Origin of the sequence: Nocardioides cremeus (assembly GCF_030518195.1) — a bacterium.
GTDB lineage: Bacteria > Actinomycetota > Actinomycetes > Propionibacteriales > Nocardioidaceae > Nocardioides > Nocardioides cremeus.
In genome coordinates, this window is record NZ_JAULSC010000001.1 from 16960 (window position 1) to 41875 (window position 24916).

Consider the following 24916-nt stretch of genomic DNA (forward strand, 5'->3'; position numbering starts at 1 on the left):
CGGGTAGGACAGGCTGGGGGCCATGCACTACGTCGGCGTCGACCTCGCCTGGGGCGAGCGCGCCCCCACGGGCATCGCCGTGCTCGATCCCGACGCGCGCCTGGTGCACGTCTCGGCGCAGCGCAGCGACGAGGAGGTCGTGGCCGCGATCGAGGGCGTCGTGGCGGGCGGGACCTGCCTGGTCGCCATCGACGCGCCGCTGATCGTGCGCAACCCCACCGGCAACCGCGGCTGCGAGGCGGCGCTCAACAAGGACTTCGCGCGCTTCGACGCCGGTGCGCACCCGGCCAACACCGGCAAGCCCGAGTTCGCCGAGACGCCTCGGGGCGCCCGGGTCGCGGGGCTCCTCGGTCTCGACCTCAACCCGCGCTCCGGCCGCCAGCGCCGGGCGATCGAGGTCTACCCGCACCCGGCGACGGTCTCGCTCTTCCGCCTGGGCCGCACGCTGAAGTACAAGAACAAGCCCGGCCGCGACCTCGAGAGCCTGCGCAGCGAGCTGCTGGCGCTGATGGGCTACCTCGAGACGGTGGTGGTCACCGCGGGCGAGCCGTGGCTCCGGCTGCGCGACGCCGTCGAGAGCGCCACCCGCAAGAGCGAGCTGCGGGTCGTCGAGGACCAGGTCGACGCCGTCGTCTGCGCCTACGTCGGGCTCTTCGCCGACAGCCACCCCGAGGCGACCACGACGTACGTCGGCCCCGACGGCGGCTGGGAGGACGGCTACGTCGTGGTGCCCACGCTGCCCGACGACCTCGAGCCCAGCCCGCGCCGCAGCCGCCCGCGCGCCGACCCGGTGCAGGCCGCCACGCAGGCGTACGCCGCCCGCCTGCCGCAGCTGCGCGACGCCGGGGAGCGCTACGTGCAGCTGGTGCAGTCGATCCTCGACGAGGCCGGCATCAACTACCTGTCGGTGACCGGGCGCACCAAGTCGGTCGCCTCCTTCGCCGCCAAGGCCGCGCGCACCGCCGACGGCCGCCCCGGCGGCAAGCCGCTCTACCGCGACCCGCTGGTCGAGGTGACCGACCAGCTCGGGGTCCGGGTCATCACCTACGTCCAGCGCGACGTCGAGACCGTCGCCGACCTGCTGGGCGACCAGCTGGTCGTGCACGACGACCGCGACATGGGCCGCGAGACCGCCAGCGAGGGCCGCTTCGGCTACGCCAGCCGGCACCAGGTCATCGGCATCGACGCCGCCCGCGAGGGCGACCCGGCGTGGGCGCCGCTGCGCGGCCTTGTCGCCTCGGTGCAGATCCGCACCGTGCTGCAGCACGCGTGGGCCGAGTTCGAGCACGACATCCGCTACAAGGGCGTGGTGCCCGAGGAGCACGCCCGCGACTTCGACCGCCGCTTCACCCTGGCCGCCGGGCTCCTCGAGCTCGCCGACCGCGAGTTCGCCACGATCCGCGACCGGCTGCAGGCCACCGACCCGCGCACCGACGAGCCGGTCGCCCCCGACGCCGACCCCCGCCTCGACCCGCGCGAGCTGGCGGCCTTCCTCGCCGGCCAGTACGCCGACGCCGGCTGGTCGCGCACCGACCACTACGCCTGGATCTCCGGGCTGCTGCTCGAGCTCGGCGTCACCAGCCTCGGCGAGCTCTCCGAGGTGCTGGTGGGCGTCGACGAGACCGAGATCAACGCCCGGATGGACTACCGCTACCCGCCCGGTGCGGTGCGCCGGCTCGACGACGCGCTGCTGGCGTCGTACGCCCAGGCCTACGTCGACCTGCACGGCAACGCCCACCGCGTCGACCTGCTGCGGGCCCGGCTGGCCAAGCTCACCGGCTGAGGGCCGCGGGAGTTTCATCGGGCGCCCGATGGAACTCCCGCCGGGACGATGAAGCTTTGTCGTCCCGGCACCAGTTCCGTGCTGGTGACGTGGTGGTGACGGGGTCGGCGGGGTGGTTCTGCGGGGTCAGACCCGCACCAGCACCTCGTCGAGCGGCTTGCGCTCCAGCGCCGGCACCCGCGCGTCCTCGGCCGGGTGACCCACCGCCACGACGACGAAGCCGCGCTCCTCGGGCGGGCGGCCCAGGACCTCGCCGAGGAAGCGCATGGGGCTCGGGGTGTGGGTGAGGGTGGCCAGGCCGGCCTGGTGCAGGGCGGCGAGCAGGAAGCCGACGGCGATGCCGCACGACTCCTTGACGTAGTAGGGCTTCGGTGAGGTGGGCCCCGCGTGCACCTCGAAGACCACCACCAGCGCGGCGGCGTGGGTCAGGAACGGCTTGGTGGCGTCGGTGCCCAGCGGGGCGAGGGCGTCGAGCCACTCCTCCGAGGCCCGGCGGTCGTAGAACTCGCGCTCCTCGGCCTCGGCGGCCTCGCGCAGGCGCCGGCGTACGTCGGCGTCGGTGACCAGCACGAAGCGCCACGGCTGCACGTGCGCACCGCTCGGCGCGCTGGCCGCGGCCCGTACGGCGTCCTCGAGGACCCCCGCGGCGACCGGGCGCGAGGAGAAGTCGCGCACCGTGCGCCGGCGCGCCAGGTCGTCGGCGAAGGCCGCGACCCGGGCGCGCGCCTCGTCGTCGGGCAGGGACAGCTGGGGGGCGGGCACGCTCTCGGGCACGAGTCCAGCCTCGCAGACCCGCGGCGGCGTGAGGGCCCAGCAGGGCCTTGCGAGGGCCCGGCGAGGAGTCAGTCGTCGTCGATGCGCAGCCCGGCGGCCTGCGCGGCGCGGTCGGCCAGCTCGGTGCCCGCGCCGTCGTAGAGCTGGAAGCCCGTCGAGGCGCCGAGCGCGCGCGCTTGGCGCAGGTCGGCGTCGTACTGCGTGACGATCGCGACGGTGCCGCCGAAGCCGCTGGAGCGCAGCAGCTGCAGCGCGTCGAGGTTGTTGCCGTGGAACGGCATCGCCAGCAGCACCATCCGCACGTCACCGGTGCGCAGCCGCTCGTAGAACTCCGGGTCGGTGGCGTCGCCCTCGACCACGTCGACGCCCTCCTCCACCAGCCGGTGCACCCGCTCGCCGGAGCTCTCGACGCCGACGACCCCGAGGCCGTGCAGGTGCTCGAGCCGCTCGTAGGCCGAGCGCCCGACCCGGCCCATGCCCAGCACGACCGCCTCGGCGTGCCCCACGTCGAGGGGGCGGTCCTCGGGGTGCAGCCGGTGCTCGGGGCGCTCGGGCACCAGGTGCGAGAGCAGCCCGACGAGGTACTCCGGGCGGCGGCCCACCGCGGTGCCGACCACGAAGCTCGCCGCGATGGCGGTCGCCAGCGTGACCACCCACTCCTCGCCCAGCACCTCGGCGGAGGAGGCGACGGCCACGATCAGGCCGAACTCCGAGAAGTTCGCCAGGCTCGTCCCGGCCAGCACCGCCGTACGCCGCCGCAGCCCGGTCAGGCCGAGCAGCACCGCGAACCCGACGGCCTTGAGCGGCAGCAGCACCAGCACCAGCAGCAGGGCGACCAGCAGGTGCTCGACGCTGGGCAGCGCGCCGATGCCGATGGAGACGAAGAAGCCCACCAGCAGCAGGTCCTTGAGCGTGAAGAGGCTCTTGGAGAGGCTGTCGGCCCCGGGTCGCCCGGCCAGCAGCATCCCGACCACGAGAGCGCCGAGGTCGCCCTTGAGGCCGACGGCGTCGAAGAGCGCGTAGCCCGGCACCAGCGCCAGCACCAGGCCGAAGAGCGGTCGCAGCTCGTCGTGGCCCAGGCGCGCCAGGACCGTGCGCAGCACCCACGCGCCGGGCAGCAGCAGCAGCACCAGCACGGCGTACGGGCTGGGCGGCTCGCCCGCCGACGCGGCCAGGTAGGCCACCGCGGCGAGGTCCTGCACGATGAGCACCCCGATCGCGGTGCGCCCGCCCAACGAGCGCGAGCCGCTGCGCTCCTCGAGCGTCTTGACCACGAAGACCGTGCTCGAGAAGGACAGGGCGAAGCCGACCAGCACCCACGTGCGCCAGTCGCTGCCCTCCAGCAGCGCCACCCCGGCCAGGGCCACCAGCGCCACGACTCCAGCGCCGACCAGCGTCGAGCCGACCATGTGCACCGTGGCGGTCGCCCAGACCTGGCGCTCGGCCAGCTGGCGCAGGTCGATCTTGAGCCCGACCCCGAAGAGCAGCAGCGTCACGCCCAGGTCGGCGACGACGTCGAGCGCCGGCACCGACTCGACCCCGGCGACGTTGAGCACGAACCCCGCCACGAGGAAGCCCATCAGCGGCGGCAGGCGCACCACGGCGGCGGCCATGCCGCCCAGCAGCGCCACGACCAGGATCGCCGTCATGTCCTCCATGGGGTCCTTCCCGCCGTCACCGACGATCCTCCCAGCCGGGCGGCCGACTCACCCCATGAGGGTGGCACCGCCTGTCAGGCTGGAGCGATGACTCGCCGCGTACGCCGCCCCCGCGCCGCCGTCCCGCTGCTCGCCGTGGCCCTGGGCCTGGCTCTGGGCCTGGCCGGGTGCGGGGACGACCCCGAGCCGGGTGATCGCGCCAACGCGCCCAGCGAGACGACGCGCACGGCCGGCGCCGACGACGACGTCGACGCCGGTGGCCCGGCCGCCCTGGAGAGCCGCACGGTGACCACCGGGTTGACCAGCCCCTGGGGGCTGAGCGCGACGTCGGAGGAGGCGGTGCTGCTCAGCGAGCGCGACACCGGACGGATCCTGCGCCTGGACCCCGGCTCCGGCGAGCGCGAGGAGCTGCGTACCCTGCCCGACGTCGTCCCCGGTGGTGAGGCGGGCCTGCTCGGCCTGGCGCTGACCCCCGACGAGTCGCAGCTGCTGGCCTACTACACCGTCGAGGAGTCCAGCCGGATCGTCGCGATGCCCTGGGACGGGGAGAGCCTCGGCGAGCCCGAGGTGCTGCTCGAGGGAATCCCCGGTGGCGCGGGCTACCACCAGGGCGGGGCGCTGGTGGTCGGGCCCGACGACCTGCTCTACGTCGGCACCGGCGACAACGGCGTGCCGGAGTCGGCCCAGGACCGCGGGTCGCTGTCGGGCAAGGTGCTGCGGCTGACCCTCGACGGGCAGCCGGCCCCCGGCAACCCCTTCGACGACGAGGTCTACAGCTACGGCCACCGCAACGTGCAGGGCCTCGCCTTCGACGACGAGGGCCGGTTGTGGGCCTCGGAGTTCGGCGCCAACGCCTGGGACGAGCTGAACCTCATCGAGGCCGGGGCCAACTACGGCTGGCCGCAGGTCGAGGGCAGCGGCGGCGGGGAGGGCCTGACCGACCCCGTCGTCGTCTGGCGCACCGAGGACGCCTCGCCCTCGGGCCTGGCCTACTGGGACGGCTCGCTGTGGATGGCGGCGCTGCGCGGGGAGCGGCTCTGGGAGATCCCGCTCGCCGAGGGTGCCGATCTGGTGGAGCAGTCGGTGGGCCACCTCGCCGGAGAGCTCGGGCGGCTGCGCAGCGTCCTGGCCCTGCCCGATGCCCTGCTGCTGGTCACCTCCAACACCGACGGGCGCGGCGAGGTCCGCGACGGCGACGACCGCGCCCTGCTCCTGACCCGCTGACCCGACGGGCGATCCGGGCCGGCTCGACGCGAGGTTCGGGCCGGGTCAGGGGGACATTGGGGCCGGGTCAGCGGGAGGTTGGGGCCGGGTCAGGCGGAGGCGCGGGCGAACTGCCGGGTGGAGAGCGGCACGAAGACCGCGAGGATCAGCACCACCCAGCCCAGCGTGTAGAGCGCGGGGTGCTGCATCGACCAGGCGTCGGGCACCGGGGTCGAGGGGTCGACGTTGCCGAAGAGCTCGCGACTGGCCTGGGTCAGCGCCGAGACCGGGTTCCACAGCACGAACTGGCGCAGCACGCCGTCGAAGGAGCTCAGCGGCACGAACGCGTTGGAGACGAAGGTCAGCGGCATGATGACGATGAACGAGGCGTTGTTGATGACCTCGACCGAGGGCACCAGCAGGCCGACGTAGGCCATCACCCAGCTGATCGCGTAGGCGAAGAGCAGCAGCAGCGCGAAGCCGAGCAGGGCGTCGAAGGCGCCCTCGCGGATCCGCCAGCCGACCAGCAGCCCGGTCAGCGCCATGATGATCAGCGACAGCAAGTTGTAGACGACGTCGGAGGTGGTGCGGCCCACCAGCACCGCGGCGTGCGACATCGGCAGCGAGCGGAACCGGTCGATGATGCCCTTCTGCATGTCCTCGGCCAGCCCGGCGCCGGTGAACGTGGCGCCGAAGACGACCGTCTGGGCGAAGATGCCGCCGATCAGGAACTCGCGGTAGCCCACCGCGCCCTCGGGGTCGATCGCACCGCCGAAGACGAAGGCGAACAGCAGCACGAACATGATCGGGCTGATCAGCACGAAGACCAGCACCTCGGGCACGCGCTTGATCTTGACCAGGTTGCGCTTGGCGACGATCCAGCCGTCGGTCAGCGCGCGCACGAGCCCGTTGGGCCGCTCCGGCACAGGGGTCGGCTCGGGCAGGCGCCCGGTGTGGGCCTCGCCCGTGGTGCCGGGAGTGGTGGTGCTCATCGCAGGGCCTCCTCGGCCGCGTCGGTGTTCTCGTCGGTGTCCTTCTCGGCGGCGTGGCCGGTCAGGCTCAGGAAGACGTCGTCGAGGGTGGGGCGGCGCAGGCCGATGTCGAGCACCTCGAGACCCTCGGCCTCGAGGCCCTCGAGCACGTGGCGCAACGAGCGGACGCCGCCGTCGACGGCCGCGGTCAGGTCGCGCCCGTTCTCGGCGGTGCCGACCTCGCCGACCGCCACTGCGCCCAGCAGCCGGACGGCCGCCTCGCGGTCGGAGGCGTGGGCCAGCACCACCTCGACGCGCTCGCCGCCGGTCTGCGACTTCAGCTCGTCGGCGGTGCCGCGCGCGATCGCGCGACCGTGGTCGATGACCACGATGTCGTCGGCGAGCCGGTCGGCCTCCTCGAGGTACTGCGTGGTCAGCAGCAGCGTGGCGCCGTCGCGCACCAGCTCGCGGATGACGTCCCACATGCCGACCCGGCTGCGCGGGTCGAGGCCGGTGGTGGGCTCGTCGAGGATCAGCACCGGCGGCGCGGCCACCAGCGACCCGGCCAGGTCGAGGCGGCGGCGCATGCCGCCGGAGTAGGTCTTGGAGGGCCGGTCGCCGGCGTCGACGAGGTCGAAGCGCTCCAGCAGCTCGCGGGCCCGTGCGCGTGAGCGGCTGCGGCCCAGGCCGTAGAGCCGACCGACCATCTCGAGGTTCTCGAAGCCGGTCAGGTGCTCGTCGACCGCGGCGTACTGGCCCGACAGGCCGATGCGCGCGCGCACGCCGTCGGGGTCGGCGCGCACGTCGACGCCGGCCACGTGGGCGGTGCCCTCGTCGGGCTTGAGCAGGGTGGTCAGGACCCGCACGGCCGTGGTCTTGCCGGCACCGTTGGGCCCCAGCAGGGCCAGCACCTGGCCCTCCGGCACCGCCAGGTCGAGACCGGCGAGCGCCGTGACCTCCTTGTACCGCTTGACCAGGCCGTGGGCCTGGATCATGTCCACCATCAGTCGTCCTCTCCTGGGCCTCGCCCCTCGACCTTGCAGCCTAGGGACCGGTGCCGACAACCGAATTCATCGCCCGACGACGGCTGGCTGCTCAGGAGGAGGGCGACAGGTCCAGCAGCGGCAGCACGGCGGGGTCGGCGACCAGGTCGATCTCGTGGACCAGCGCGTCCTCCACGGTGAAGCCGACGACCATCCGCTCGGCCTCGTCCTCGCGCCACACGGCGGCGGCGTAGCCGTCGAGCAGCGTGGCCCGCAGGTCGTGCACGTGCTCGACGAGGTGGGCCGCGACCGCCTCGGGGCCCTCGACGATCGCCTCGGCGCCCAGGTCGATGGCCGCACCGTCGGCGCGCAGGCGCACCTCCGGGTGCAGGGCGGCCCGCAGCGCGGCGAGGTCGTGGGCGCCGGCGGCGGCGACGACCCGGCCGACGACGGCGAGCTGGCGGGCCCGGGCCCCCGACCCGCCGTCGGCCGCCTCGTGGTCGCTGCCGGCGGAGACGGCGTAGCGGCCGCGGATCGCCAGCTCGCGGGCCGCGACGGGGGTGCGGCCCAGCGCCCCGGCGACGTCCTCGAAGTGCCAGTCGTAGAGGTCGTGCAGCACGAACGCCACCCGTTCGGCCGGGGCCAGGCGCTCGAGCGCGGCCAGCAGGTCGGCACCCACCCCCTCGCGCAGGCCCGCGGGGTCGGCCTCGCCGGCCGGGTCGACGGGGTCGAGCGGCTCGTCGAGGTCCACCGTCACCGGGTCGCCGGCGGTCGCGGCCGGACGACGCGCGCGCAGCCGGACCAGGCTGAGCCGGGCCAGGGTCGTGCAGGCCCAGGTGCGCTCGTCGATCACCGAGCCGGGCTCGGCCTCGGCCAGCCGGCGCAGCGTCAGCGCCAGCACCTCGTCGGCGGCGCCGAGCGAGCCGAGCAGCCGGAAGGCCAGGGAGCGCAGGTACGCCGCCCGCTCGTCGGTCTCGCCGTGCTCGAGCAGGGGGGAGTCGCCGACCGGGTTCACCGGCCCATCATCCCTCATGCACTCCGTCGTCCACCAGGGGAGCGGGAGGGGTGCGGGTGATCCGGTAGCGCACGAAGGAGGGCACCACCAGGGCGGCCACCACGGTGCCGACGACGACCAGCACGCCCCCGCCCGCGGCGGCGGCGCCGGCACCGACCCCGGCCGCGGTGGCCCCGTGGAGCACGTCGGCCACCCGCGGGCCACCGGCGACCACGACGATGAAGACGCCCTGCAGCCGCCCGCGCATCGCGTCGGTGGCGGCGCTCTGCAGCATCGAGGTGCGGAACGCCGCCGAGGCCATGTCGGCCGCGCCGCCGACGACCAGCATCAGCAGCGCCGCGACCAGCATCGGGGTGCGCCACTGGTCGGCCAGCAGCACGGCCAGGCCGAAGCCGGTCATCGCCACGCCCCAGACCAGGATGCACACCACCACGGCCAGGCCCTGGCGCGAGACGTGCGAGACCCAGCCGCTCAGCACCCCGCCGAGCACCGCGCCGGCGGGGATGGCGGCGAAGAGCAGGGCGAAGACCATCCCGCCCTCGTCGGGCCCCCCGAAGTCGACCGCGGCGATCTCGGGGAACAGCGCCCGCGGCATCCCGAAGACCATCGCAACCAGGTCGACCACGAAGGACATCAGCAGCACCGGCTGGGTGCGCAGGTAGGCGAAGCCGTCGACCACCGCCCGCAGCCCGGGCACCTGGGCCACGGCGCCCTCGACGGCCAGCGCCGGCAGCCGCAGCACGGCGGCCAGGGTCGCGAAGAGGGTCAGGGTGTCGATCGCGTAGAGCCAGGCGAAGCCGGTGAAGGGGATCGCGATGCCGGCCACCAGCGGCCCGGCGATCGCCCCGGCCTGGAAGACGGTCATGTTGAGGGAGTTGGCCGCCGGCAGCAGGTCGGCGGGCAGCAGCTTGGGCAGCACCGCGCTGCGGGTGGGCTGGTTGACCGCGAAGAACGCCTGCTGCACCGCGAAGAGGCTCAGCAGCAGCCACACGTTGGTGGAGCCCGCGAACGCCTGCACGGCGAAGAGGCCGCTGGTCACGATCAGCCCGACGGTGGTGACCCGCAGGATGCTGCGCCGGTCGAAGACGTCGGCCAGCGCGCCGCCGTAGAGCCCGAAGACGACCAGCGGCACCAGGCCGAAGAGCCCGGTGAGCCCGACGTACGCCGAGCTGCCGGTGTCGGCGTAGATCTGCGCCGGCACCGCCACCACCGTCAGCTGGGCGCCGACGACGGTGATGATGTTGGCCACCCACAGGCGCCGGAAGTGGTCGTTGCGCAGTGGCCTCGTGTCGGCCACCAGACCGCGCACCCGCTCCCTCACGGGCGCAGAACCTACGCCGTGGCCGCCCGCCTCACGACGGCGACCAGCTCGTCGGGCGCCAGCTCCTCGAGGTCGCCGACCCGCTGCCCGTCGACGAGAACCGAACCGGCGCGGGTGGCGCCCAGCGCGCAGCGCAGCGCGCCCAGGGTGCCGACGCGCGCGCGGGCGCGGCGCAGCACCGCCGGCAGCAGCCAGGCGGTGTTGGCGACATCGACGACCTGCACGTCGAGGTCGGGCAGCTCACCGCGCAGCGCCCGGTACGCCGCCCCCACGGGGTCGCCCGAGGCGTCGTGCGCGTGCGGGCGCGGCACCGGCCCGGCGCAGCAGCCACCCCCGGACCTCGCGTCGGTCCAGGGCCGCACCAGCACGACCCGCCCCACCGCGCGGGCGGGGCCGGCGGTGCCCGGGGCGCCGCTCATCGCCGCTGCGGGCTGTCGTCGGGCACCGGCTCGTGCTCGCTGCCGGTGCTCGAGCCGCTGGCCCGGCGCAGGGCGAGCGCGGCCTCGACGACCAGCCACACGGCCAGCACGAAGATGATCGCGTCGAGCGGGGCGAGCACCCACTGCCCGTCGTCGACGAAGTTGCGCAGGTTGACGATCAGCGCCCACGACGTCATCACCAGCAGGAACGCCAGCGGCACCAGCACCGCGACCGGGTTGCGCCCGCGCTGGACGACCCAGACCGCGACCACCGCGAGCGCGAGCCCGGCGGTGAGCTGGTTGGTGGTGCCGAAGAGCTGCCAGAGCACCCCGAAGGTGTAGCCGGCCTCGCCGCCGCCGGGCAGCAGCGCCATCGCCAGCGGCACCACGACGGCCACGATGCCGGCCAGCGTCAGGTTGCGGGCCAGGCGCTGCCAGCCGAGCACCTCGGCGATCTCCTGCACCACGTAGCGCTGCAGCCGCACGCCGGTGTCCATGGTGGTCGCGGCGAACGAGATGACGACGACCGCGGCGAAGATGACCGCGAGGTCGAGGGGCACGCCCAGGTTGTTGGCGAAGACGCCGACGCCGTTGACGAAGTTGCCCACGGCGCCGCCCGAGGCGGTGTCGAAGTCGGGGTAGAGCGCCGTCCAGTCGGCCCGGGTCGCAGCGACGCCGGCCGTCACGGCGAGCAGGGCGCCCACGGCCAGGGCGCCCTCGCCGACCGCGCCGAGGTAGCCGACGTGGCGCACGTCGGCCTCGTTGTCGATCTGCTTGGCGGTGGTGCCGGAGGCCACCAGCGAGTGGAAGCCCGAGATCGCACCGCACGCGATGGTGATGAAGAGGAACGGGAAGATCGAGGGCGAGCCCTCGGGCACGTCGTTGACCAGCGGCGCCGCGATGGTGTTCCAGCCGACGGCGATGCCGGCGACGATCACGCCGAGGGCGATGAAGAGCTGGTGGGAGTTGATGTAGTCGCGCGGCTGCAGCAGCACCCACACCGGCAGCCGCGAGGCGATGAAGGCGTAGGCGAACAGGATGACCACCCACACGTTGCGCGGGTTGTCGACGCCCAGCGCGTCGGCCAGCCCGGTCACCTCGATCGGCACCTGCAGACCCACCCAGATCAGCGCGTAGAGGACCACGACCCCGATGAGCGAGGGCACCAGGGCCGCCGAGCGGGAGCGGTAGATGTACTGCCCGATCCCGATCGCCAGCGGGATCTCCACGAAGATCGGGATGACCGCACCCGGGTTGGCCACCAGCAGGTTGCCGATGACCACGGCGAAGACCGCGTTCACCAGGGTCAGCAGGAAGAAGATGATCAGCAGGAACAGGGTGCGGGCCCGCTTGCTGATGACGTCGTGGGCGATGCTGCCGATGTTGCGGGCACCGTGGCGCACCGAGACCGCCAGCGAGCCCATGTCGTGCACGCCGGCGGCGAAGATGGTGCCGACCACGATCCAGGCCAGCGCCGGTCCCCAGCCCCAGAACGCCGCGATCGCGGGCCCCACGATCGGCGCCGCGCCGGCCACCGACGTGAAGTGATGGCCGAAGACGACGTGCTTGTTGGTCGGCACGAAGTCGATGCCGTCGGAGAACCGGTGCGCCGGGGTCACGAAGGCCGCGTCGGAGCCGTAGACACGGCGGGCCAGGTAGCTCGAGTAGTGGCGGTAGGCCAGGAAGAACAGCACGCCCACGGCGGCTGCGACGACGATGGCGGGCACGACGACTCCTCCTGGCCCGGGCGGTCGAGGAAGCGGGCACCGGGTCGGCCGACATCATGCTCTTTACCTGTGAGCGCTGTCACCCCCTGTCCGGGCGAGCGCTGCTGCCTACAGTGACGCCGTGCCCCCCGACGCCGTACGCCGCCACCCCGACGTCGAGGCGGCCCTGCGCGCCGCGGTGGTCGCCGACGTGGCCTGGACGGTCGAGGGCCGGCCCCGGCTGCACGGGGTGCTGCCCCTGGTCGGGCCGGACGGGCCGGTGCTGGCGCTGCCCTTCTCCGAGCTCGCGACGGCCCGGTCGCTGGCCGCGGCGGGCCGGGCGTTGGTGTGCCTCAGCGAGCCGGAGGGCGTCGGGCGCTCCTGGCGCCCGCTGGCGGTGCGGGCGCGGACCCGGCTGCACGAGGACCCCGACGGCGACGTCTTCACCGCCATCCTGCTCGAGCAGGAGCTGCTGCGCTGGCCGCCGTCGCGGCTGCTGGCCGACTCGGTGCTGCTGCGCCGCGAGCACTGGTGGTGGCTGCCACGCCTGCTCGTACACCTGGAGGTGCTCGAGGAGCGCCCGCTCGCCGCCCGGGAGGGTCCCGACGACCACCTGCTCGTGGTGGCCGGTGACGGTGCCGGCGACGGTGCCGGCGACTGGCCGGAGGCGGCGGTGACCGGGCCGACCGGCGCCGTCCGCGGCGCGGCCCCCGCTCCCGGGCCCGCCGTGCTGCTGGGCCAGGAGCTGTCGTGGCCCGACCTCGAGCGCTGGGGCCGCTGGAGCTGGCAGGGCCGCTGGGACGGCGAGGCGCTGCAGGTCGAGCAGGCCCCGGAGTCCACCGGGCTGCCCCCGGTGCCGGGCCTGCTGAGCCGCTGGCGCCGCCACCGCGCCCTCGAGCGGTCCTGCCGCGCCGGCCTGGCCGCCGCGCGGCGGGAAGCCGCGGGAGTCACAGGTCCTTAACGAAGCGGGCCCGGTGTTGCGCCGCCGGTGACCGGTGGGGTCTGCTGTGCCGCGGACAAGGGAGGCGCAGACGTGGCAGTGCTCGAGCCGGGGGTCGACATCGGCGAGCTCGACCACCCCGGCGGCATCGGGGTGCGGTGCTCCGGAGTGGTGCACCTGTACCGCACCTTCGAGGGCCACGACGTCGTGGCGCTGCAGGGCGTCGACCTCGCGATCCGGCCCGGCGAGCGGGTCGCCTTCCTGGGCCCGTCGGGCTCGGGCAAGTCGACCCTGCTGACCCTGCTCGGCGGCATCCAGAAGCCCAGCGCCGGGCGGATCTTCCTCGGGGAGCACGAGATCTCCCGGCTGCCCGAGCCGCAGCTGGCCCGGCTGCGCTCGCGCCGGGTCAGCACCATGCTGCAGGGCGCCACCCGCAACCTGCTCTCCTACGCCACCGCCCGCCAGAACATCGCCTTCGCACGGCTGGCGCTCAGCGCCGCCGAGCGCAAGCAGGCCGTCCCCGAGACCGACCTGCTGGCCCGGGTGGGCCTCGAGGGCGTCGCCGACCAGGTCGTCTCCACGATGTCGGGCGGCCAGCGCCAGCGCCTGGCCCTGGCCTGCGCGGTCTCCACCTCGCCGCAGCTGCTGCTCGCCGACGAGCCGACCAGCCAGCTCTCCCACGACGACCGCGACGCCGTCATCGGGCTGGTCCACGAGCTCGGCGACGAGCTCGGCACGACGATCGTCGTGGTCACCCACCAGCCCGAGGTCGCGGCCACCTTCCCGCGCACGGTGACCATGAAGGGTGGGCGCGTGGGGCTCGAGGGCCGCGACGGCGCGGAGTACGTCGTGATCGGCGCCGAGGGCGTCGTGCACCTGCCCACCCACCTGGCCGAGCAGTGGCCGCAGGGCACGCTGGTGCGCATCGAGCCCGAGACCCACGACGACGCCGAGCGCCTGGTCGTCTCGCGCCCGCCCGAGGAGCAGGGGGAGCGGCCGTGAGCGACGTGCACGTGCGCGGGGTGCGCTACGAGGTCGACCGGCCGCTGCTGGCCGACATCGACCTGGTGCTGCGCGCCGGTGAGATGACGGCGCTGTCGGGGCCCAGCGGCTCGGGCAAGACCACCCTGCTCTCGATCGTCGGCGGGCTCCTCGAGCCCACCGCCGGCGAGGCGACGTACGACGGCGCATCCACCTGGCGCGGCACCGGCGACCCGCGCCCCGAGGTGGCCTTCGTGCTGCAGGTCTACGGCCTGGTGCCGATCCTGTCGGCGCGCGAGAACGTGTCGGTGGCGCTGCGCGCCCGCGGCGTCGACCCGGTCGCGGCCGACGAGCAGGCGGTCGCGGCGCTGACCCGCTTCCACATCGCCGACCTCGCCGACCGCCAGGTCGAGGAGCTCTCGGGCGGGCAGATGCAGCGCGTGGCGCTGGCCCGCGGGCTGTGCGTGGGCGCCGGGGTGCTGCTGGCCGACGAGCCGACCAGCGAGCTCGATGAGGGCAACCGTGCGCTGGTGCTGGCCGAGCTGCGGCGCGAGGCCGAGCGCGGCGCGGTGGTGGTCGTGGCCACCCACGACCCCGCGGTCGTCGACGCCTGCGACGCCCACCACGCACTCGACGACGGCCGGCTGGTCGACCACACCGAGCCGGTGCACCTGCCCGGGCACCCCGAGCCGGCCCCCGAGCCGGGGCCCCCGAGCCGGCACCCGAGCCCGGCACCCGAGCCGGCACCCGAGCCGGCCCCCGAGCACCAGCACGAGCCGGAGCAGCACCGACCGGAGCAGCACCAGCCCCCGGCCCCGGTCGACCACTCCGCCTTCCGGCGCCCGCCGGCCGGCCGGTGACCCGCGCCCTGACCCGCGACCTGGCCCGGACCCTGCGCGGGGCCTGGTCGCGCCGCGGCACCCTGGCGCCGCTGCTGGCGCTGACCACCGTCGTGGTCGCGGGCGTGGTGGCGGTGCTGGGCTTCTCCGAGGCCGCCGGCACCTCCGGCGCTCTCGCGGTGCCGCTGCTGCTGCTGGCGCTGGTGGCGCTGCCCACCACCGGGCGTGAGCTGGCCGCGGCCCGGCGCGACGAGATCGCGCTGGCCCGCCTGCGCGGGCTCGAGGGCGGCGAGCTCTACGTGCTGCTGGCCCTCGAGCCGCTGCTGGTGCTCGTCCTGGGTGGGCTGCTGGGCGGCGGCCTGGGGCTGCTGGTCGCCCACCGCAGCGCCGGCGCCTGGCTCACCGACCCCGCGGCACTGACCGGACTGGTCGGCGCGGACGCGCTGACGGCCGCGGTCCTGGTGGTGCTGGCCGGGCTCGTCGCGCTGCTGGTGGGCATGGGCGCGGCCCTGCGCGAGCCGCTGGCCGACCAGGTCGCCGCGGTCGCCAGGCCGCGGCGTACGACGCTCGCCTCGGCCTTCGCCCAGGTGCTGGTCGTCGTCGGCGCCGCGGTCGCGGTCTACCGCAGCTCGGTGACGCCCACCGACGGCACGGGCGGCCCCGACCTCGTCGTGCTGGCCGGGCCGGCCCTGGTCGGGCTGGCCGTCGGCGCCGCTGCGCTGTGGCTGCTGCGGCTGCTGGCGCGCCGGTGGGTGCGCCACCGTGGTCCGCGCGCCGGGCTGGCCGGCTTCCTGGCCGCCCGCCGCCTCGCCCGGGTCGCCGGCGCCGGGGCTGCGCTGCAGGTGCTGGTGGCCGCGGCCGTCGTGGCCGGGGTCGCGCTCACCGCCGCGATCCAGGTCGAGCAGTGGACCGAGCGCAGCGCCCGGCTGGTGGCCGGCGCCCCGCTGCGCATCGATCTCGAGACCGGCGCCGAGCCCGCGCTCGAGCTGACCCGTCGCCTCGACCCCGACGGCCGCTGGCTGATGGCGGCGGTGCTGGTGCCCGGCGAGGGCAGCGTCCCCGCCCGCCGCGCCTTCCTCGACCTGTCGCGCCACGAGCGGGTGCTGGGCGGCTTCCACGACGACACGTCCGCCGCCGGGCTGGCCACGGTCGTCGACGAGCTGGTCGCCGACGAGGCCGCGGCCGGCACCGCCGGGCCGGTCGAGGGCACCGAGGTCGTGGCCACCGTCAGCGGCGTGAGCCGCCGGCTCGAGGGGCGGGTGCGCCCGGAGGTCCTGCTGACCCTGCGCGACGTCACCGGCGGCTCCCGCCAGGTGCGGCTGCGGCTGGAGGTCGGCCTCGACGGCGCGCCCGACACGGCCTCGACCGAGGTGCGCTGCGCCGAGGGGTGCGAGCCGGTGGCGGTGACCCTGCAGCGCCGACCGGGTGACAGCCAGCTGCCCTGGACCCTCGACTCGCTGGTCCTGGGCGACCAGGACCTGCTCGAGCGCGACTGGTCGCCCGCCGAGGAGACCCGCGGCGACCGCCCCGGCGGGCCCGTGCCGGTCGCGGGGGGCCTCCTCGCGGTCGCCTCCTCGACCCCGCTGGTCGCCGTGCCCGACGCCGGCTCGGCCGCCGTGCCGGTGCTGGCCACCCGCAGCGCCACCTGGGACGGCGACCCGGTGCTCGACTCGCCCGGCGGGCTCGACCTGCCCGCGCAGGTCGTGGCCCGGGTGCCGGCGCTGCCGCTGGTGCAGGCCGACGGGGTGCTGGCCGACCTGCCGCGCGCGCTGGTCGGCTCGCCGCCGACCGTGCCGGTCGCCGACGTGGTGGTGCTGGCCCGTGCCGACACCCCGTCGGCACTGCTCGACGAGGTGCTCGACGAGACGGGGGGCGAGCTGCGCACCCTCGAGCAGGTGCGCGCCTCGCTCAGCGACGACACCGGCGCCGCCCAGGCCCGCGTCTACCTGCTGGTCGCCGGCTTCGGGCTGCTCGTCGCGCTGCTGGTCCTCGGCACCGCCGTGGCCCGCGAGCGGCCGGCCTGGCTGCGCGACGTCGCCGCGCTGCGCGTCGTGGGCCTCGACGTACGCCGGATCCGCGGCGCCGGCCGGCTCGAGGTGGCCGGCCTGGTCGTGGTCTCGGTGGGCGCGGCGCTGCTCGGCACCGCGGCCGGCGTGCTGTGGCTGCTCGGCGACCTGGCCCTGGTCGAGGTGCCCGACCACGCCGTGGCGCTGCGCACCTCCCTCGACCCGCTCCCGGTGCTCCTGCTCGGCCTCGTCGTGGCCACGGTGGTGGCGCTGGTGGTCGGTCGCGGCCGCCGGCCCTCCGCCGAGCGCTCGCGCCCGGCCATCCTGCGCGAGGAGGCGGCTCGATGAGGACCCTGGTGGCGACGGTCGTGCGCGGCCTGCGCGCCCGGCTGCTGCTCTCGGTCGGCTCGGTGCTGCTGGTCGCGCTGGCCGTCGGCTCGGCCGTGCTCGGCCCGGTCTTCCAGGTGGCGGTGACCAACTCCTACCTGGTCACCCGGCTCGCCGAGGCGCCCAACGCGCTCACCGGGCTCAGCTGGGTCCACACCCCGGCGCCGGGCACCGGCCCGGCCGAGGCGGCCGCCGACGCCGTCGCGCTCGCCGAGCAGGCCGGGGCCGGCGCCGGCGGGGCTTACGTCGCCCCGCAGACCTTCGTGCGCACCGACGAGACGCCGGGCCTGGGCGGGCTGGTGCGGCTGGCCACCAAGGACGGCTACTGCGAGCACCTCGAGGTCGAGGGCCGCTGCCCGGCGGGCCCGCGCGAGGTGCTGATGCTCGCCGGCGACGCCGGGCTCACCGACTTCTCGGTCGGCTCCACCTTCGACGTCGGCGGCGCCGGCACCCTCGAGGTCGTCGGCCTCTACCGGGTGCCCGGGCCCGAGGAGGCCGACTGGTGGTTCGACCTGTCGCGCTTCTCCTCCCGCACGCCCACGCCCCCGCCGAGCAACCAGCCCTACCGCCCGGCGCCGCTGCTGACCGGCCCCGAGACCTTCGAGCAGCTGTCGGGGGTCGGGTTCGAGGTGCTGGTCGACCGCCGGCTCGAGCCGCCGGCCGACCTCGACCTCGAGGGGCTCGACGAGGTGCGCGCGGTCGCCGCCGCCCAGGACGACCTCGCCGCGCTCGACCTCGACGTCCGGGGGGGCGGCTTCGAGACCCGGTCTATCAACGACGTCGACGGGGTGGCCGCCGAGGTGCGCGCCCAGCAGGAGACCGCCCGCAGCTCCGTGGCGCCGGCCGTGCTCTCGCTCGTGCTGGTCGCGCTGGCGCTGCTGCTGCGCCTGCTCACCGCGGCCGCCGACCTGCGCCTGCCCGAGCTGGCGCTGGCCTCGCTGCGCGGGCTCCCGCGTCGCCGGATGTGGTCGCTGGGGCTCTCGGAGCCGCTGGTGCTCCTCGGCGCGGCCGTGCCCGCGGGCGCCGCCCTCGGCCTGGGCGTCTCGTGGCTGCTGGTCGAGGCGTGGCTGGTGCCGGGGCTGCCGGTGCCGCTGCCGTGGAGCTCGGCCGTGGCCGGTCTCGGCGTCGGCCTCGGGGCCGCCCTGGTCGCGGTCGTCGCGGTCGGGCTGGTGCTGCGCGTCGACCTCGCCGCCCAGCTCAGCGGCGTACGCCGCCCGGTGCGGGCCCGCCGCGGAGCGGTGCTGGCCCAGCTCGCGCTGGTGGCCGCGGCCCTGGTGGTGCTGCTGAGCAAGCTGTCGAGCACCGGGCCGGGCGAGCCCGACGTCACCGACCTGGTGCTGCCGGTGCTGCTGGCGGTGGTCGCCGGGCTGGGCGGTGCCCGGGGCACCGCGGCGCTGGCCGGCTGGTGGACCCGGCGCGGGCCCCGCGACACGTCGCTGTCGACCTTCGTGGCCTCCCGGGCGCTGAGCCGGCGGCGCGAGGGCACCCTGGTGATCCTGCCGGTGACCGCCGCCATCGCCATCTGCGTCTTCGGGGCCGGCGTCTACGACTCGGCCGGGCAGTGGCGCGCCAGCGTCGCCGCCACGCGCGCGCCCGCGGCCGTCGTGTGGGCCTCCGACCTGTCGCTGGACCGCACCGTCGCGCTGAGCCGCGCCGCCGACCCCGAGGGCCGGTGGCTGATGGCCGCCGGCACCCTGTCGAGCACCGGCCCGGTCTTCACCGTCGCCGACACCTCCCGGCTCGAGCGGGTCGCGCAGTGGTCGGACCAGTGGACGCCGGGCACCTCTCCCGGCGAGATCGCCGACCGGCTGCGCCCCCGCGGCGTCGTACCGGTGCTGGAGGGCGCGCGGATCGGGGTCGAGGTCGACAACCGGGCCCGTTCGGGCGACGACCTGGTGCTGCGGCTGCGGCTGGTGACCGCCGAGGGCGAGGTCCGCTTCGCGTTCCTCCCGGTGTCACCGGGCACCGGCACCACCGAGACCCGGGTCGGTGCCTGCCGCGACGGCTGCCGCCTCGAGGGCCTGACCGTCGGCGGCCCGGCGGCGCTGCGCACCACGGTCGAGGGCACCATCGAGGTGCGCGACGTGCTCGTCGACGGAGAACCGGTGGAGGGGGCCGTCACCGGCGCCGGCTGGGGGGTCTCGCCCGACGCCTCCGCCCCCGAGGCGGTCACCCGGCTCAGCGACGAGGGCGGCGTGCTGCGCATCGAGGCCGCCGCCGAGGAGCCCGCGATCCTCCAGCTCACCGCCGGCGACCTGCCCGCGGCCCTGCCGGTCGTCAAGGGGGTCGACGCGCGCACCGAGCCCGACCCCAACGCCTTCTCGACCAGCTCGCCGCTCAGCTTCCCCGTCGACCCGGTGGTCGAGGCCGCCAGCGTGCCGCTGCTGGGCCCGCGCGGGCTGCTCATCGACTACGAGACGGTCAGCATCGACCGCGAGGTCTACGACCAGGACTCCTCCGAGGTGGTGGTGCTCGCCCGCGCCGACACCCCCGGGCCCGTCGTCGACGAGCTGCGCGCCGCCGGGCTGGTGGTCGACCGCACCTACGCCGAGGTGCGCGAGGGTCTCGACGGCGAGGCCTACGCCCTCGCGCTGCGGCTCTACGCCGTGGTGGCGGTGCTGGTGCTGGTGATGGCGGTCGCCGCCCTCGGCGTCAGCACCGCGGTGCAGCTGCCGGCGCGGCGCAGCGACGCCGCCTCGCTGCGCGTCGTGGGCGTCTCGCGGCGCGAGGTCGTGCGCGCGGTGCTGCTCGAGCTGTCCGTGGTGCTGGGCAGCACCGCCGTGGCGGGGCTGGCCGCGGGCGCGCTGGCGCAGTACGTCGTGCTGCGCACCGTGACCCTGGGCTACGCCGAGACCCTGTCGACCCCCGCGCTGGTCGCGGGCATCGACCCGGCGCGCCTGGCGCTGCTGGCGCTGGTGACCGCGGTGCTCTTCGGCGCGGTGGCGGTGACCAGCGCGGTGCTGACCGTGCGCGGCGCGCGGGGCGCGACGCTGCGCGAGAACGCCCGCTGAGCCGGGCGGCTCAGCGGCCCAGGTACCAGCCGCCGGGGGGCAGGTCGAGGGCGGCCTGCGGGCCCCACGAGCCCTGCTCGTAGGAGTGCACCTCGGGGCTGGCGTCGAGCACCGGCTGGCAGACCTCCCAGATCCGCTCGACCTCGTCGGAGCGGGTGAACAGGGTGCGGTCGTCGCGCAGCACGTCGAGCAGCAGCCGCTCGTAGGCCTCGAGCGGGTCGCCCTCGTCGACGTCCTCGGCGAAGTCGAGGCTCATCGTCGCCTTGACCAGGTCCATGTCGGGCCCCGGCTTCTTGGCCTGCAGGTCGACGTGCACCCGCGGGTCGTCGGTCAGCTCGAGCACCAGCTCGTTGGAAGCCACGGAGCCGTTGAAGATCTCGGTGTGCGGGGTGCGGAAGCGCAGCGTGATGGTGCGCCGGCCCTGGGCCAGCGCCTTGCCGGTGCGCAGGTAGAACGGCACGTCGCGCCAACGGTCGTTGTCGATCCACGCCTCGAGCGCCACGAAGGTCTCCACGTCGGAGTCGTCGTCGACGTCCTCGTCGTCGCGGTAGCCCTCGAACTGGCCCAGCACGACCCGCTCGGGGTCGAGCGGGCGCATCGCGGCGAAGACGGCCGACTTCGCGTCGCGCAGCTCGTCGGCGTCGAAGCGGCAGGCCTCCTCCAGCGCCACCAGCCCGAGCAGCTGGGCCAGGTGCGTCGAGATCATGTCGCGCAGCGCGCCGGTGGACTCGTAGAAGCTGCCGCGCCCCTCGAGCCCGAGGTCCTCGGGCACGTCGATCTGCACCGACTCGATGTGCCGGGCGTTCCAGGCCGGCTCGAAGAGCCCGTTGGCGAAGCGGAGCGCCAGGATGTTCTGCGCCGCCTCCTTGCCCAGGAAGTGGTCGATGCGGAAGACCTGCTCCTCCTCGACGACCTCCTTCAGCGCCGCGTCGAGCTCGCGGGCGGAGTCGAGGTCGAGCCCGAAGGGCTTCTCGACCACCAGCCGGGCGCGCTCGTGCAGCCCCTCCCGGCCGAGCATCGCGATCATCGAGGTCATCACCGCCGGCGGCACCGACAGGTAGACGAGCCGGCGGACCCGGCTCGCGTCGTCCCCACCCAGGCGCTCCTCGGCCTCGCGCACGGCCGCGGCGAGGTCGGCACCGTCGTCGGCGTCGGAGGTGCAGAAGGAGACCCGCTCGAGCAGGGCGCCCGCCACGTCGTCGTCGAGGTCGTCGACGCCCTCCTCCAGCGCCTCGCGCACCTGCTGGCGGAAGTCGTCGTCGCTGCCGGGGGAGTGCCGCCCGCTGCCGATGACGGCGTACTGCTCGGGCAGCCGGCCCTGCGCGGCCAGCTTGTAGAGGCCCGGGAAGAGCTTGCGGGCGGCCAGGTCGCCGGTGGCGCCGAAGAGCACCAGGACGTGCGGGGCGAGGTCCTCGGAGGTCGCGCTGCTGGAGTGGGTCACCCACCATGCCTACCGGGTCGCCGATGGGCACCGTCCATCCCCAAGGGTGGGGAGGTGGGCCAAGGAATGGGCGCGCGACTCCCCTCACCCTTTCTGGCCTGGCACGATGGGGCTATGACGCTCGACACACGACAGGCCGCGGAGGCCATCGAGGAGTACTTCGGCAGCGACGTGCTGACCGACGAGCCCACCTGGGCAGGCGTGCTCATCGACCAGGCGCCCGAGGCGTACGAGAGCGCCGAGGACCTCACCGCCGCGCTCGACCTGATGCACCTGCGCCCCGGCGCCGACCACTGAGCCGTCGGGTGCACCCCCGCCCGGAGAAGCCCGGCCCCGGCCAGGAGTCGGTGTGGGACTACCCGCGCCCGCCGGCCCTCGACGAGTCCTCCGAGAGCGTGGAGGTCGAGGTGGGCGGCGTGGTCGTGGCCCGCACCACCCGGTCGTGGCGGGTCCTGGAGACCAGCCACCCGCCGACCTACTACCTGCCGCGCGAGGCGTTCGCCGAGGGGGTGCTGCGCCCGACCGACGGCTCCTCGACGTGCGAGTGGAAGGGCCGCGCCGCCTACTTCGACCTGGTCGGCGGCACCGGTGCCGACGGCCGGCCCGTCGTCGCCGAGCGTGCCGCCTGGACCTACCCCACGCCGACCCCCGCCTTCGCGGCGCTGGCCGACGCGGTCGCGGTGACCCCGTTGGCCGTCGACGCCTGCCGCGTCGACGGCGAGCTGGTGGTCGCGCAGGAGGGCGGCTTCTACGGCGGCTGGATCACCAGCCGGGTGGTCGGCCCCTTCAAGGGGATCCCGGGCTCCTGGGGCTGGTGATCCTCAGCAGCCGGGACCAGGGTCGGAGCGACCCAGCAGCCGGTCGGCCAGCAGGTCGCACCACTGGCCCGCCGCCCCGCCGTCGTTGAACCACCCGTCCGACTCGCCGGGGTGCTTGACCCACAGGGTGGCGTCGAAGCGGCCGTCGAAGCGCAGCCGCGGCGCCCTGCCCAGGCGCGCCCACGTCGGGTTGGTGACGTCGCCGTCGACCGGCCTGTGGGCCCCGTTGCGCGAGGTGTCCACCACGTAGCGCAGACCCGTGACCCCCTCGCTGCGCAGCTCGCGCAGCAGGGTCTCGGCGTAGGCCTTCTCCCGGGGCAGGCGCCGGAAGTTGGACACGTTGGTGCTGATGCCCCGGCCCAGGCCGACCCCGGCCTTCTTGAGCAGCCGCGCGCGGTCGGCGTACGGGGTCCAGCCGGAGTGGGCGGCGTCGAGGTAGACCCAGGCGCCCGCACTGTCGAGCCGGCGCACGGCGGTGCGCAGCAGCTTGAGGCGCTGGCGGCCGTTGGCGCACTCGTCGTGGCCGTAGAAGCCGATGGCGTCGGGCTCGACGACCACGAGCGGCTTGCTGCCCCGGATGCCGGCCGCCACCTGGGCGACCCAGTCCTTGTAGGCGTCGCCGCCGGGCAGCCCGCCCGAGGAGTGCAGGCCGCAGTCGCGGTCGGGGATGGCGTAGACCACGAGCATCGGCGTCTTGCCGGCCTGCTCGGCGCGCGAGGTGTAGGCGCGCACCACGTCGGCGACCTGGTCGCGGGGGTAGTACTCGTTGGAGAGCCACAGCGCCTGGGCCCGCTTGGCGATGGCGGCGTACGCCGGGCCCTGCTGGGCGGCGGGCATCAGCGGGTCGACGAAGAGCCGCTGGGTGCGGCGCGGGTCGCGCTCGGCGACCGCGGGCGCCCCGTCAGCGGCACCGGCGCCGGCGGGGGCCGGGCCGAGGGCCAGGACGGGCGCCAGCCCGGCGACGGCGAGCAGCGCGACGAGCCGGGAGCGGAGGTGGGGCACGCGTCGAGGGTACGGACGGACAGCCGCCCTGGTGCCGGTTCGGGCCGACTGGGCGCGAAGTACGGGCCGGGTCAGCGGGCCGCGCGGCGCTCGTAGGCGGCCCGGGCGCCGGCGTCGACGTGGGTCAGGGCGGCGTCGGCGCCCATGGCGTGGCTCAGCAGGTCACGGGCGCGCCGGGGCAGGGCGTTGGAGGTGTGGAAGAGCGCCTTGGCGTAGCCGGGCACCCAGGTCTCGAAGCGGGGCCGGCGCACGACGTCGAGCACCGTGTCGGCGACCTCCTCGGGGGTGCACGGGCGCATCCCCCGGGTGGCGTGCACGCCGGCGGCGAGCTCGGTGGCCACCACGGTCGGCAGCACGCAGGAGACGTGCACGCCGTGCGGGGCCAGCTCGCCCCGCGCGGCCTCCGAGAAGCCGACCACCCCGAACTTGGACGCGGAGTAGACCGCGCCCCCGGCCAGCCCGACCCGTCCGACCGCCGAGGCGACGTTGACGACGTGGCCGCGGCCGCGCTCGACCATGCCGGGCGCCACCAGGCGGGTGCCGGTCACCACGGCGCGCAGGTTGACCTCGAGCGTGGTGTCGATGCTGGCCTCGCCCTGCTCGAGCAGCGGGCCCAGCGGCATGATCCCGGCGTTGTTGACCAGCACCTCGACCGGTCCCCAGGCCTCGGCCTCGGCGACCAGGGCGGCGTACGACGCCCGGTCGGCGACGTCGACGCGCACGCCGCGCACCCGCGCGGGGTCGCCGACGCTCGCGCCGATCGCCTCGGCGGCCTCGCGGGCCGCCGCGGTGTCGAGGTCGCCCACGAGCACCCGGGCGCCGGCCCCGGCGAAGCGGGCGGCGGTGGCACGGCCGATGCCGCGCCCGGCGCCGGTGACGACGACGACCCGGTCACGGACGGCGGGCAGGTCGGGGCGGCGGGCGGAGGAGGAGGGCACGCGCCGATCCTGATTCAGGCAGGACATCCTGTCAATGTCTGGTCCGGACAGCCGGGCGGGTGACGAGGGCGGCTCCCGGCTCGTGGCACCATGCCCCCATGGCCGTCAAGGCGGGTCGCTACCGCGGGCAGAGCGCCCAGGAACGGGTGGCAGCGCGCCGCGAGCAGCTCGTGGCCGCCACGCTCGAGGTCTGGGCGCGCGTCGACGGCCCCCCGGTGACGATGACCCGCATCTGCCACGAGGCCGGCCTGACCGAGCGTTACTTCTACGAGCAGTTCGCCAACCTCGACGAGGCCCTGCTGGCCCTGCTCGCCGAGATCACCGACGAGATCCGCACCGTGGTCGACGAGGCCATCACCCGCACCGAGGGCGGGCCGGCGGAGCGGGTGCGCGCCGCCGTCGCCGCCTTCGTCCACGTCATCACCGACGACCCGCGCAAGGGACGGGTGGCGATCCTGCGCGGCGCCGCCCGCCCCACCCTCAGTGCCCCGCGCAGCGCGATGCTGCGCGGCTTCGGCGCGTACGCCGCCTCCGAGGCGGCCGCGCTCTACGGCACCGACGCCCTGCAGGGCCGCGACGGCGAGCTCGCCGGCCTGATGTTCATCGGCGGCGTCGAGAAGCTCGTCTCGGCGTGGCTCGAGGGCTCGATCGACGCCGAGCCCGACGACATCGTCGACGCCGCCACCCGGGCCTTCGACCGGCTGGGCCACAACTAGCCGC

21 protein-coding genes are annotated in these 24916 nt (G+C 75.4%); 10 read left to right on the forward strand and 11 right to left on the reverse strand.

From position 1 onward, the window contains the following. The first annotated feature begins 22 nt into the window (after positions 1 to 22). A complete protein-coding gene (locus QWJ41_RS00085) occupies positions 23 to 1783 on the forward strand; it encodes a DUF429 domain-containing protein (protein ID WP_302705064.1) in 1761 nt (586 codons plus the stop codon). 126 nt (positions 1784 to 1909) lie between these two features. Here QWJ41_RS00085 and QWJ41_RS00090 read toward each other — a convergent pair whose 3' ends face one another. Both QWJ41_RS00090 and QWJ41_RS00095 read right to left on the reverse strand, forming a co-directional pair. Continuing rightward, positions 1910 to 2557, reverse strand: coding sequence for a nitroreductase family protein (locus tag QWJ41_RS00090; protein ID WP_302705066.1), 648 nt, complete (start codon positions 2555 to 2557; stop codon positions 1910 to 1912). Positions 2558 to 2625: 68 nt separating this feature from the next. Beyond that, positions 2626 to 4215, reverse strand: coding sequence for a cation:proton antiporter domain-containing protein (locus QWJ41_RS00095; protein WP_302705067.1), 1590 nt, complete (start codon positions 4213 to 4215; stop codon positions 2626 to 2628). An 87-nt stretch (positions 4216 to 4302) separates the two neighbouring features. Between QWJ41_RS00095 and QWJ41_RS00100 the strand changes: the two genes are divergently transcribed. Next, on the forward strand, positions 4303 to 5439 hold the full coding sequence (locus QWJ41_RS00100) for a PQQ-dependent sugar dehydrogenase (protein WP_302705069.1): 1137 nt from the start codon (positions 4303 to 4305) through the stop codon (positions 5437 to 5439). Positions 5440 to 5528: 89 nt separating this feature from the next. On the opposite strand, the gene QWJ41_RS00105 is transcribed toward QWJ41_RS00100, so the two are convergent. The 6 genes from QWJ41_RS00105 to QWJ41_RS00130 all read right to left on the reverse strand — a co-directional run bounded on the left by QWJ41_RS00105 (position 5529) and on the right by QWJ41_RS00130 (position 11854). Beyond that, the gene (locus QWJ41_RS00105; RefSeq protein WP_302705070.1) at positions 5529 to 6410 is read right to left on the reverse strand and encodes an ABC transporter permease; all 882 of its coding nucleotides are present in this window, start codon (positions 6408 to 6410) and stop codon (positions 5529 to 5531) included. Further along, positions 6407 to 7393: an ATP-binding cassette domain-containing protein gene (locus tag QWJ41_RS00110; RefSeq protein ID WP_302705071.1), complete on the reverse strand. Its 987-nt coding sequence runs from the start codon at positions 7391 to 7393 to the stop codon at positions 6407 to 6409. Before QWJ41_RS00110 ends, QWJ41_RS00105 begins: the two co-directional genes overlap by 4 nt. Positions 7394 to 7484: 91 nt before the next feature. After that, entirely contained in the window at positions 7485 to 8387 is a 903-nt protein-coding gene (locus QWJ41_RS00115; protein ID WP_302705072.1) for a sigma factor-like helix-turn-helix DNA-binding protein, read from the reverse strand. A gap of 7 nt (positions 8388 to 8394) precedes the next feature. Then, positions 8395 to 9708 carry an MFS transporter gene (locus tag QWJ41_RS00120; protein WP_302705073.1) on the reverse strand — a complete coding sequence of 438 codons (1314 nt, stop codon included), beginning with the start codon at positions 9706 to 9708 and terminating at the stop codon, positions 8395 to 8397. 11 nt (positions 9709 to 9719) lie between these two features. Next, on the reverse strand, positions 9720 to 10127 hold the full coding sequence (locus QWJ41_RS00125; protein WP_302705074.1) for a hypothetical protein: 408 nt from the start codon (positions 10125 to 10127) through the stop codon (positions 9720 to 9722). Further along, on the reverse strand, positions 10124 to 11854 hold the full coding sequence (locus tag QWJ41_RS00130) for a carbon starvation CstA family protein (RefSeq protein ID WP_302705075.1): 1731 nt from the start codon (positions 11852 to 11854) through the stop codon (positions 10124 to 10126). The genes QWJ41_RS00125 and QWJ41_RS00130 overlap by 4 nt, the downstream gene beginning before the upstream one ends. A gap of 121 nt (positions 11855 to 11975) precedes the next feature. Between QWJ41_RS00130 and QWJ41_RS00135 the strand changes: the two genes are divergently transcribed. From QWJ41_RS00135 to QWJ41_RS00155, 5 genes are all read left to right on the forward strand, one after another. After that, positions 11976 to 12794, forward strand: coding sequence for a hypothetical protein (locus QWJ41_RS00135; protein ID WP_302705076.1), 819 nt, complete (start codon positions 11976 to 11978; stop codon positions 12792 to 12794). Positions 12795 to 12866: 72 nt separating this feature from the next. After that, the gene (locus QWJ41_RS00140) at positions 12867 to 13775 is read left to right on the forward strand and encodes an ABC transporter ATP-binding protein (RefSeq protein WP_302705077.1); all 909 of its coding nucleotides are present in this window, start codon (positions 12867 to 12869) and stop codon (positions 13773 to 13775) included. After that, positions 13772 to 14614 (forward strand): ABC transporter ATP-binding protein, encoded by an 843-nt coding sequence (locus QWJ41_RS00145; protein ID WP_302705078.1) that lies wholly within the window; start codon positions 13772 to 13774, stop codon positions 14612 to 14614. Before QWJ41_RS00140 ends, QWJ41_RS00145 begins: the two co-directional genes overlap by 4 nt. Then, positions 14611 to 16947 carry an FtsX-like permease family protein gene (locus QWJ41_RS00150; protein WP_302705079.1) on the forward strand — a complete coding sequence of 779 codons (2337 nt, stop codon included), beginning with the start codon at positions 14611 to 14613 and terminating at the stop codon, positions 16945 to 16947. The genes QWJ41_RS00145 and QWJ41_RS00150 overlap by 4 nt, the downstream gene beginning before the upstream one ends. Continuing rightward, complete coding sequence (locus QWJ41_RS00155; RefSeq protein WP_302705080.1) at positions 16944 to 19997, forward strand: FtsX-like permease family protein; 3054 nt, start codon at positions 16944 to 16946, stop codon at positions 19995 to 19997. The genes QWJ41_RS00150 and QWJ41_RS00155 overlap by 4 nt, the downstream gene beginning before the upstream one ends. A 10-nt stretch (positions 19998 to 20007) precedes the next feature. On the opposite strand, the gene zwf is transcribed toward QWJ41_RS00155, so the two are convergent. Further along, positions 20008 to 21438 carry a glucose-6-phosphate dehydrogenase gene (zwf, locus tag QWJ41_RS00160; protein ID WP_302705081.1) on the reverse strand — a complete coding sequence of 477 codons (1431 nt, stop codon included), beginning with the start codon at positions 21436 to 21438 and terminating at the stop codon, positions 20008 to 20010. Between the two features lie 114 nt (positions 21439 to 21552). On the opposite strand from zwf, the gene QWJ41_RS00165 reads away from it, so the two are divergent. Then, on the forward strand, positions 21553 to 21735 hold the full coding sequence (locus QWJ41_RS00165; RefSeq protein ID WP_302705082.1) for a hypothetical protein: 183 nt from the start codon (positions 21553 to 21555) through the stop codon (positions 21733 to 21735). Between the two features lie 8 nt (positions 21736 to 21743). After that, positions 21744 to 22256: a DUF427 domain-containing protein gene (locus QWJ41_RS00170; protein ID WP_302705083.1), complete on the forward strand. Its 513-nt coding sequence runs from the start codon at positions 21744 to 21746 to the stop codon at positions 22254 to 22256. Between the two features lie 3 nt (positions 22257 to 22259). Here QWJ41_RS00170 and QWJ41_RS00175 read toward each other — a convergent pair whose 3' ends face one another. Next, on the reverse strand, positions 22260 to 23258 hold the full coding sequence (locus QWJ41_RS00175) for a glycoside hydrolase family 6 protein (RefSeq protein WP_302705084.1): 999 nt from the start codon (positions 23256 to 23258) through the stop codon (positions 22260 to 22262). Positions 23259 to 23329: 71 nt separating this feature from the next. Continuing rightward, the gene (locus tag QWJ41_RS00180; protein ID WP_302705085.1) at positions 23330 to 24196 is read right to left on the reverse strand and encodes an SDR family NAD(P)-dependent oxidoreductase; all 867 of its coding nucleotides are present in this window, start codon (positions 24194 to 24196) and stop codon (positions 23330 to 23332) included. Between the two features lie 98 nt (positions 24197 to 24294). Here QWJ41_RS00180 and QWJ41_RS00185 point away from each other — a divergent pair, with 98 nt between their 5' ends. Continuing rightward, complete coding sequence (locus QWJ41_RS00185; protein WP_302705087.1) at positions 24295 to 24912, forward strand: TetR/AcrR family transcriptional regulator; 618 nt, start codon at positions 24295 to 24297, stop codon at positions 24910 to 24912. Positions 24913 to 24916 lie beyond the last annotated feature (4 nt).